The sequence below is a fragment of the Sandarakinorhabdus sp. genome (assembly GCF_032115815.1).
GTDB lineage: Bacteria > Pseudomonadota > Alphaproteobacteria > Sphingomonadales > Sphingomonadaceae > Sandarakinorhabdus.
In genome coordinates this window covers 32,453-42,238 of sequence record NZ_JAUMBI010000016.1, presented here as the reverse complement: position 1 = coordinate 42,238, position 9,786 = coordinate 32,453, and the positions used below count along the sequence as shown (strand labels likewise).

The following is a 9,786-nucleotide window of genomic DNA, read 5'->3' as shown; positions in this document are numbered from 1 at the left end:
ATCAGCCAAAGCGACGGATCGCCCGCGCCCGCCGCCGGGAACCAGCCCGCCATGCCGATCGGCAAGGTGAGCGCGGCGGCGGCAAACAGGCCAAGATGCAGCAACAACTGCCGCCGCACCGGCAGCCGCTGCAACCAATCGGCATAGACATAGCCGGCCAGCAGCGCCGCCTGATAGAACAGCATCGCCGTGTTCCACACCGACGGCGATCCACCCAGCACCGGCAGCACGATGCGGCCGAACAGCGGCTGCACCAGGAACAGCAGGAAACTGCCCGAAAACAGCGTTGTGATGAACAGCGGCCGCAGCGGCAGGCGACGGGCAGCAGCAGCGATCATGGCAGCAGCCCCGGCACCACCACGGCATAGCCCAGCAGCATCGCCAGCGCCGCCAGCGCCAGCGACAGGCCCGCTCGCCAGCCGGGGCGCCCGGCGGTGACCAGCACCACACCCAGTTTCAGCAGCGTGTTGAGCAGCACCGGCAACGCCAGGATGGTGCCGGCCAGGCCGGGCGCTATGCTGCCGCGCGGCAGGCCGCGCAGGGCAACGATGGCGGCATCCACATCCATCGCACCGGCCAGCGCCAGCGTTATGGCCACCCCGCTGCCGCCAAATCGCACCTGCATCCATTGGACGACCAGTTGCACAAGCGCCACCAGCACCGCAAAGCCCAGCGCCGGCAGCAGGGCAAAGGGGTTGCCCGTTGGTGCGTCGCCGGCAGGGGCCACGGCAGCGCGGCGGGCGAGCAACCACGCCAGCAGCAGCGCCACCAGCGCCGCCGGCCCCACCACGCGTGCAAAGCCGATCAGCGCAAACGGCACCAGCAGCCCCACCAGCAGCCCGGTGCGCAGGAACATCACCATTGATGCGATGGCGATGCCGGCGGCCAGGCGTGGGCGGGATTCAGGTTCCGTCTTGATCCGCTGCGCCAGGGCTGCGGTGACGGCCGTGCTGCTGTAGATCGCCCCCACCGCCGCCATCGCCAGCACGCCGCGCTCCGGCCCCAGCCGCCGACCCAGCACATAGCCGGCAAAGCTGATCGCGCACACCACCACCACCACCAGCCACAATTCGCGCGGGTTCCAGGCATTCATCGGCCCCATGGCGCGATCCGGCAGCACCGGCCACAGCGCGCCGGCAATCACCGCGAACAGCACGACCGCGTGGAAATCGGCCTCGCTCAGCCCTTCAATCCAGCCGTGCAGCCGCTGCCGCTGGCTGAGCAAAAACGCCGTCACCACCGCCAGCGCCAGCGCCGGCACCGGCAGGCCGTGGCCGGCCAGCCAGCCCAGGCCCAACGTCACCAGCGCGGCAGCTTCGGTGGTGGCACTGGGAGATTTGTCGCGACGATAGCCGATGATCACCAGCGCGCAGCCCGCCAGAACAAGCACGGCGGATACCGCCCAGCCTTGCGCCATGTCGGCAACAAAGCCCGCCAGCCCGCCGATCAGCCCGAACAGGCCAAAGGTGCGCAGGCCCGCCACCCGGCTGCCGGGCTGCGCGCTGCGCTGTTGCCAGCCGCGCTCCAGCCCGATCAACAGGCCGATGGCCAGCGGCATCACCAGCCGCGCCAGATCAGCGTTCGAAAGCATCAGCAACAGCCGTGCCGGGCCATGGCTTGCCGGTCAAGCATCGCCGCCGTAAGGCAGCGGCCATGGCCACCGCTTTCCGTCCCAAATGGGTGATCGTCATCGCCTTCTACAACGAGGCGAAGTTCATCGCGCCCACCGTGCAGTGCGCGCTGGCGCAGGACCGCGACGACATCATGCTGGTCTGCGTGGACAATGCCTCCACCGACGCCAGCCCGCAGATCGTGGCCGATGCCATCGCCGGCAACCCGCGCGCCATGCTGGTCACCGAAACCAACCAGGGCCACACCTTTGCGCTACGCCGCGGTCTTGCCATCGCGCAGGAACTGGGCGCCGAAAACATCGCCTTCTGGGATGCCGATACTTTCTATCCGCCGCATTACATCAGCCGCGCCGACGAATTGCTCGGCACGGACAAGCGCGTCGTCGGCGTGCAGGCCTTCGACATCTATGGCCCCTACGACAGCCCCAAGAACGTCATCATCCGGCACCGCATGGCGCTCACCGCCAGTCTCTTGAGCGGCCAGGGCCACACCGGCACCTTCGGCCAAGCCTTCCGCATTGCGCCACTTGTGGCGGCCGGTGGCCCCAAGAGCGATGACTGGCCGTTCGTGCTGTACGACCATGAACTGATCCACCGCGTGCTGAAACAGGGCCGCCTCACCCACGCGGCCGATCATGTCTGCTGGCCCGCCCCGCGCCGCCAGGTGAAAGGCCATGTGCGCTGGAACCTTGTCGAACGGCTGACCTATGCCCTCACCCCCTATGCGGTGAAGGACTGGTTCTTCTACGATTTCCTCAGCCCCCGTCTGCGCGCGCGCGGCATGTTCGAAGCCGGCTTGCGCGTACGCGACTGGGAATAGGGTCACGCATCTGCAACATGGTTGCGGCATGGCATCGCCATGATCCGCATCTTCGCCCTCACCGCCGCCCTTCTTGCCACCCTGCCAGCGGCTGCCGCTCCTGTGCTGATGATCGCCATCGATGGCCTGCGCCCACAGGAATGGCAGCGCCGCGACAACGGCCTTGATCTGCCAAACCTGCGCGGGCTGGCGGCGGGCGGCACCAGCGCTGCGGTGACCGGCGTGCTGCCCACTGTCACCTACCCCAGCCACACCACGCTGATCACCGGCACGACACCGCGCCAGCACGGGATCGCCAACAATCTCACATTCGATCCGCTGCGCGGCAATGCCGATGGCTGGTACTGGTATGCCAGCGACATCAAGGCGCAAACGCTGTGGCAGGCTGCTGCCCACGCCGGGCGCACCGTGGTGAATGTCCACTGGCCGGTGAGCGTGGGCGTCGCTGGCCTCACCGCCAACCTGCCGCAGATCTGGCGCACCGGCATGGCCGATGACGACAAGTTGATGGCCGCCCTGTCCACCCCCGGCCAGCCGCTTGCCGAAGCCGGCCCCTACCCCACCGGCAAGGACGAAAGCATCGCGGGTGATGAAGGCCGCACCAAACACGCCATCGCCCTGCTGCGCCGGGTGAAGCCGGATTTCGCCACCGTCTATCTCACCGGTTTCGATCATGAACAGCATGAAGCCGGGCCGGATTCGCCCGCTGCGCGCGCCGTGCTGGTGCGCATCGATGCGGCCGTTGGCCAACTGGTCGCCGCCGCCCGCGCCATCAACCCGCAAACGACGGTGGTGGTCGTTTCCGATCATGGCTTTGCGCCCACGGCCCGCACCACCAATTTGTTCGTGCCGTTCATCAAGGCCGGGCTGATCCGGCTGAACGGCAACGCCATCGCCAGCTGGGATGCCATCCCGTGGACGGCCGGTGGCAGTGCCGCCATCCGTCTGGCCCGGCCCAATGATGCCGCCCTGAGAGCCAAGGTCGCCGCCGTACTGGCCGAGGTTGCCGCTGATCCCGCCGCCGGAATCGACCGGGTGCTGGACAGCGCCGCCATCGCTGCCGCAGGCGGCACGGCAGACGCCGCCTTCTGGGTGAATTGCCAGCCTGGCTGGCTGATGGGCGGCAAGCTGGATGGCGTGCAAGGTGAGCCCACCACCACCAAGGGCATGCACGGCTATTTCCCCGATGTGCCGGCGATGCGCGCCAGCCTGATCGCCAATGGCCCCGGCATCAGCGCTGGCCGCGATCTGGGCGTGATCGACATGCGTGCCATCGCGCCGGCCGTCGCCGCGCGGCTGGGCGTGAGCTTGAAGGATGCGGAGAAGCCGGCCGCCTTCTGACGCGCCTCCCCAAAGCGCCGGTTTCGCCCCATGCCCACTCGGGCCAAGGTGAGCGCAAGGGAGAACGGCGATGCAACTGGCCTGGAGCGCAGACGATCTGGCTTTCCGCGACGAGGTGCGGGCCTTCCTTGCTGCCGAACTGACGCCCGAATTGAAGCTGGCCGCCGCCGGCATGACCAGCGTCTATGCGCCGCCCGATGTGGCGCTGGCCTGGCAGAAGAAATTGCACGCCAAGGGGTGGGTGGCGCCAAGCTGGCCGGTCGAGGCCGGTGGCTGCGACTGGAGCGTGGCCAAACGCTATATCTTCGCGCGCGAGACCACCGAAGCCGGTGCGCCGCCGCTCTCCCCCATGGGGCTGGGCATGTGCGGGCCGGTGCTGCTGCATTATGGCACCGAGGAACAGAAGCGGCGTTTCCTGCCGCCGATGCTGGCCGGTGATGAATTCTGGTGCCAGGGCTATTCGGAACCCAATTCGGGATCAGACCTCGCCTCGCTGCAGATGAAGGCCGAACGCGACGGCGATCACTTCGTCTGCACCGGCCGCAAGATCTGGACGACGCACGCCCATTATGCGGACTGGATCTTCTGCCTGGTGCGCACCACAAGGCTGGAGAAGCCGCAGCTGGGCATCACCTTCCTGCTGATCGACATGAAGACGCCCGGCGTTTCCGTGCGCCCCATCGTGTCACTTTCGGGCGAGCATGTGCAGAACGAGGTGATCTTCGATGAAGTGCGGGTGCCGGTGGCCAATGTCGTCGGCCGCATCGACGATGGCTGGACAGTGGCCAAATATCTGATGGAATTCGAGCGCGGCGGCCACGCCTATGCGCCGTCGCTGGTGAAGCGGGTGGACACGCTGGTGGTGCATCTGGCCGAGACGGGCCAGGCCATGCCGGGCCGCATTGCGGCCTTGCGCACCGAGATCGAGGCGCTGGATGCGCTGGAACTGCAATTCAACGCCGGCCTGTCCAATGGTGCCGCGCCGGGGCCGATGGCCAGCGCGCTGAAGATCCTCGGCACCGAACTGAGCCAGCGGCTCACCGAACTGGAGGTGGAAGCGGCTTTGCCGTGGGTGGAAGCCTATCAACCGCACCTCACCCTGCCCGGCGGCCCGGTGCCCGGCTTCACCGCGCCGGCTGATGGTCTGGGCGTTGGCCCAGCGTGGGCGGCGAAGGCCTTCCCCAAATATCTCAACGACCGCGCCGGCTCCATCTATGCCGGCACCAACGAAATCCAGCGCGGCATCCTCTGGCAATATCTGGCGCGGCGGAACGGCTGAACAATCAGGCTTTCAGGTGGAAGACCGCCACGCTTTCCGCCAGCAATGGCGGGAGCGGCAGGCCGGCGTGGGCCAGCCAATTGGTCGGGAAAATGACGCCGTCGCCTGAGAGGGTGGCCAGCAGTTCCGGTTCGCCAAAACCCTTGTGCGACAGCGTGCCGGCACGGGCCAGCAGGCGGGCGTGGACAGGCCCAACACCGGCCAGGAACGGCAGCGTCAGTGGCTGCGGCCGGCGATCCTGCGGCGGCGCGATACGGGTGACCAGCAACAACCAGTCAGCACCATCGCCGCTGGCCTGCCACAGCAGACCGTCCGCCCCCTCGCCCATCACCAGCGTCTGCCCGTGCAGCAGGTGCCGCCACTGCTTGTGGAAGGCGATCCAGCCGGCCAGTTCCGCCTGTTCGGTTTCGGGAAGCTTGGCCGGGTCCATCTCCACCCCGAAATGGCCGGGCAGCGCGACGCCAGCGCGGAAGCCCAGCGACTGGCGGCGGCCGGTGGCGTGGGCCGGGCTCGCGCCGACATGCGCGCCCATCAGTTCCGGTGGGAAAAAGGCCTGAAAGCCGCGCTGGATGGTGGCGCGGGAGACGGCATCAAGATTGTCGCTGGTCCAGAAGCGGTGGGTGAAGGCGGCAATGCCGGCATCGATGCGCCCGCCGCCACCGGCACAGCTTTCAATTTCCACGTTCGGATGCGCCGCCCGCAGCCGGGCGAGCAGGCGATAGAGGCCCTGCACCTGGCACAGCCCGCCGGCAGGGGCAAGATCGCGATTGTGATCCCACTTGAGATAGGCAATCGGGACGTTGGTCAGCAACCGGTCGAGCGCGGTGAAGAGATAATCCTCCACCTGTGGCAGCGACAGGTTCAGCACCAACTGGTTGCGCGCGGTGGGCTGCGGCGCGCCCGGCACATTCAGCGCCCAATCGGGGTGCGCGCGGTACAAGTCACTATCTGGGTTGACCATTTCCGGTTCGACCCACAAGCCGAATTCCAAGCCCAGCGCGTTGACGCCCTCTGCCAGCGGTTTCAACCCGTCGGGATATTTGTGCGGGTCGGCAGTCCAGTCACCCAGCCCGGCGCGATCATGGTCGCGGCCCCGGAACCAGCCATCGTCCAGAATGAACCGCTCCGCTCCGATGGCGGCGGCAGCGCGGGCGAGTTCGAGGATGCGGGCTTCGTCGTGGCGGAAGTAGCAGGCCTCCCAGCTGTTGAGATGCACCGGACGCGGGCGCATTTTGCCCGATGGCCAGTCCAGCCGCGCCCGCACCGCGCCGTGCATCTGCTGCATGGCGCCGTTGCGGCCCTGCCCGCTGACGGCCAGCAGCAGCGGCGGCGCGGCATGGCGCTCACCGGGTTCAAGGGTGAAGCCATCCGCCGCGCCAACCGAAAGGAAATGCCGGCCTTCGTCGTCGCGCTCCACGGCCAGCGCCGCATCGCCCGACCACGCCAACTGTACCGCCAGCACCAGGCCCTGATCCCATCCGGCCTGTTGGCCCAGCAGGTAAAGCCCGGGCGGGCCACCATGGCCGGGCAAGCCACGCCGTGTCTCGCGTCGCCACTGGTGGGCGGGCAACGGTTCCACGCATTCCACGAATTCGGCAGCATGGCGGCCGCGCCACGACAGCATGCGATGCAGCCCGGTCGGCAACGGCAGCAGCGCACTGGCCAGATGATCGATCGTGATCGGCACCGGGCCATCATTGCCGAGCGTCGCGCTGATTTCGAAACCGCCGCCGGGGAGCAGGCGTAAAATCTGTTCGAGCAGCAGGCCGGTGTCGGCATCGTTGAGGGTGACACGCAGCGAGCCCGGTTTCGCCGCGACGTCCGTCACTGCCCAGCGCAGCACCCGCCCGGCGACCGACACCGCCAGCGGCCCGAACCAGCCGAGGCCGGGCGCGGTGGCAAAGGGCACATCTTCATCCAGGCTGAAGGTCGCCGCGCCGCGCGTGCTGGCGAGTGGCGGCAGGCCCGCCGCATCCACACGCTGGCCCAGGTGACGCCACAACAGCGCATCGCCTGACTGTTCGAGGACCAGGCTGGCTTCGGGGCTGTGGAGCGCGAATATTGTCACCGCGCCAGATTGGCGGCGCGGGCGTTCCCGTCAACCCACCAGCAGTTTGCGCACGTCGCCTTCACAGCGGAAACTCTGCACGAACAGATAGACCGAAAGGAACATCGCGCCGCCCAGAAAGGCAACAACGGCCAGCGCCAATCCGGCCGGTGAGCCGCGGTGCCGCCAGCCGATATAGAGGCCGGACAGGGTGAGCATGAACATGAAATCGAGGTTGAACTGCCCCTGCCAGCCGCCGCCGGAAACGGCCCCGAAGAAGGCGGGGAACAGGTTGGGTTCCGCCAGCAGCACCGGCGCGGTGTAGATGGTGAGGCTGGCAAAGATGACGACGCAGAGCAGGCGGATGATGAGCATGGCGGTCTCCCCAGGATGGCTCAGCATCGTGCGGCGAGGGAGGCGTGGCAATTACCTTGAGCGTCAGTTTCCGCTGAATCGCCCGGCGCGTTTCTCGCGGAACGCCGCCAGTGCTTCAATGAAATCCTCGCCTTGCGTCGCCAGCAGCCACTGATCGGCGTCCGCATGGAGCACGGCGGCGTGGAGCGCGCCCGACACGGCGTTGATGCTGCGCTTGATCATCTGCACGGCCATCGGCGGCAGCGCGGCATAGTCGGCAGCCAGGGCCAACGCCCGCGCATCCTCGGTGCCGGCCGGCACGATTTCATCGATCAGGCCCCAGCCGGCCAGGGTTTCAGCGTCGAACAATGCGCCCGTCATCACCATGCGCTTGGCCTTGGCCGGCCCGACCAGTTCGATCAGCGGCCCCAGCGCGTTCCACATCAGGTTGATGCCGATCTTCACCTCGCCATAGCCCAGCCGCGAACCCGCCGCCGCCACCCGGAAATCGCAGGCCGTGGCGATACAGGTGGCGCCGCCGGTGGCCACGCCTTTCAGGGCGCAGATCGTGGGCTGATCAATGCCTTGCACCGCCCGCATCACCCGCGCGCCGAGCTGCGCGGCGCGGCGCGCTTCGGCCAAGGGGACCGGCGCGGCCATGCGGCCTTCCATCTCGCCGATATCGGCCCCCACCGAAAAATCCGTCCCCTCGCCGCGCAGCACCACGGCGCGCACATCGCCGGCGCCGCGCAGACTGTCAGCCAGCCGCTCCAGTTCGGCCAGCATCGCCTGGCTCAGCGCATTGCGCTTTTCCGGGCGGTTGAGGGTGATGGTGGCGATCGTGTCGCTCACGGAAAGGGTCACGGCCATTTCAGCACTCCACCACGTTTACGGCCAGACCACCCTGGCTCGTCTCCTTGTACTTGTGGCTCATGTCGATACCGGTCTGGCGCATCGTCTCGATCACCTGATCAAGGCTGACACGGCTCAGGCCGGGCCGATGCAGCGCCAGCCGGGCGGCGTTGGCGGCCTTCACCGCACCGATGGCATTGCGTTCGATGCAGGGGATCTGCACCAGCCCGCCAACGGGATCGCAGGTCAGGCCCAGATTATGCTCCATGCCAATTTCGGCCGCATTGGCGACTTGCGTGGGCGAGGCGTTCCAAACGGCGGCCAGCCCCGCCGCCGCCATCGAGCAGGCGACACCCACCTCGCCCTGGCAGCCCATTTCCGCCCCGGAGATCGACGCGCGCTGCTTGTAGAGCAGGCCAATGGCGCCGGCGGTGGCCAGAAAACGCCGGCGTTGTTCCGCCCCTTCGCAATAATGCTTCATCACGGCGGGCAAGATGCCGGCCGCACCATTGGTGGGAGCCGTCACAACCTGGCCACCGGCGGCATTTTCCTCGTTCACCGCCATGGCATAGACGTTGAGCCAATCGAACAATCGCTCCGGTTCGTTGGCGCTGCGGCCTTGCTGCAACTGCTGCCACAGCGAGGGCGCGCGGCGTTCCACTTTCAGGCCACCGGGCAATATGCCTTCGGTCGTCAGCCCGCGATCGATGCAGGCCAGCATGACGGCAGCAACATGATCCAAGCCGGCCAGTGTCTCGGCGCGCGGGCGGATGGCGTCTTCATTGGCCAGCACAATGGTTTCCAGGCTCTGGCCCGTCGCCTCGGCAATGGCCAGCAGTTCAGCGGCGCTAGCGAAGGGGTGCGGCACGTCGCGGCCAGTGGTCACCCGATCAGCCGGGGCGGCCTGTTCCAGCTGGCGCCGGCTGGCGATGAAACCGCCGCCAGTGGAGAACCACTCCTCTACGGCCAGCGTCTGGCCGCCAGCCAGCACGGAGAGGCGCATGGCGTTGGGGTGGAGCAGATCGCGCGTGTCGTAATCGAGGCTGATATCGGTGGCGGGATCGAAGGCGACACCCGCCAGCCGCCCGGACGTTTCCAACGCAGCCAGATCGCGCTCCGCCTGCGCCGCGTCGAATGTCTCTGGCGCATGGCCCAGCAGCCCCAGCGCCACCGCCCGCAACGTGCCGTGGCCATGGCCGGTGAAGGCAAGGCTGCCTTGCAGCGTCACCACCACCCGCGCACCCTCCGGCCAGCGCCGCCGCGCCAGCCGTTGGCCATAACGCAGCGCAATGCGCATCGGCCCCACCGTGTGCGAACTGGAAGGGCCAACGCCCACGCGGAACATGTCGAGCACCGAAAGCATGCTGCAATCGTGGACGAGCCGGAGCAGAGGGGCAATGGGGGGCCGCAATGCCTGCCGGAAACTCCAGCCTGTGCGGAGACGAAAGCTGCGCCTAAGCTG

Annotated in this window: 8 protein-coding genes and 1 pseudogene; 3 read left to right on the top strand and 6 right to left on the bottom strand. The window is 67.7% G+C overall.

Annotated elements, in window-relative coordinates; genetic code table 11:
• Together RT662_RS00715 and RT662_RS00710 are read right to left on the bottom strand one after the other, a co-directional pair.
• Positions 1-338: pseudogene (locus RT662_RS00715) on the bottom strand (hypothetical protein); the annotation flags it as partial.
• Positions 335-1,591 carry a DUF4010 domain-containing protein gene (locus RT662_RS00710; protein WP_313668282.1) on the bottom strand — a complete coding sequence of 419 codons (1,257 nt, stop codon included), beginning with the start codon at positions 1,589-1,591 and terminating at the stop codon, positions 335-337. The gene RT662_RS00710 and the pseudogene RT662_RS00715, both read right to left, overlap by 4 nt.
• A 62-nt stretch (positions 1,592-1,653) precedes the next feature.
• Between RT662_RS00710 and RT662_RS00705 the strand changes: the two genes are divergently transcribed.
• The 3 genes from RT662_RS00705 to RT662_RS00695 all read left to right on the top strand — a co-directional run bounded on the left by RT662_RS00705 (position 1,654) and on the right by RT662_RS00695 (position 5,071).
• On the top strand, positions 1,654-2,451 hold the full coding sequence (locus tag RT662_RS00705; RefSeq protein ID WP_313668280.1) for a glycosyltransferase: 798 nt from the start codon (positions 1,654-1,656) through the stop codon (positions 2,449-2,451).
• A gap of 39 nt (positions 2,452-2,490) precedes the next feature.
• A complete protein-coding gene (locus RT662_RS00700; RefSeq protein ID WP_313668278.1) occupies positions 2,491-3,792 on the top strand; it encodes an ectonucleotide pyrophosphatase/phosphodiesterase in 1,302 nt (433 codons plus the stop codon).
• A gap of 70 nt (positions 3,793-3,862) precedes the next feature.
• Complete coding sequence (locus RT662_RS00695) at positions 3,863-5,071, top strand: acyl-CoA dehydrogenase family protein (protein ID WP_313668277.1); 1,209 nt, start codon at positions 3,863-3,865, stop codon at positions 5,069-5,071.
• Between the two features lie 4 nt (positions 5,072-5,075).
• Here RT662_RS00695 and RT662_RS00690 read toward each other — a convergent pair whose 3' ends face one another.
• The 4 genes from RT662_RS00690 to RT662_RS00675 all read right to left on the bottom strand — a co-directional run bounded on the left by RT662_RS00690 (position 5,076) and on the right by RT662_RS00675 (position 9,687).
• Complete coding sequence (locus tag RT662_RS00690; protein ID WP_313668275.1) at positions 5,076-7,139, bottom strand: alpha-galactosidase; 2,064 nt, start codon at positions 7,137-7,139, stop codon at positions 5,076-5,078.
• A 30-nt stretch (positions 7,140-7,169) separates the two neighbouring features.
• A complete protein-coding gene (locus RT662_RS00685) occupies positions 7,170-7,493 on the bottom strand; it encodes a hypothetical protein (protein ID WP_313668273.1) in 324 nt (107 codons plus the stop codon).
• Positions 7,494-7,556: 63 nt separating this feature from the next.
• Complete coding sequence (locus RT662_RS00680; RefSeq protein ID WP_313668272.1) at positions 7,557-8,342, bottom strand: enoyl-CoA hydratase/isomerase family protein; 786 nt, start codon at positions 8,340-8,342, stop codon at positions 7,557-7,559.
• A 1-nt stretch (position 8,343) separates the two neighbouring features.
• Positions 8,344-9,687, bottom strand: a complete 1,344-nt coding sequence (locus RT662_RS00675) for an L-serine ammonia-lyase (RefSeq protein WP_313668270.1) — start codon at positions 9,685-9,687, stop codon at positions 8,344-8,346.
• Between the last annotated feature and the right edge of the window lie 99 nt (positions 9,688-9,786).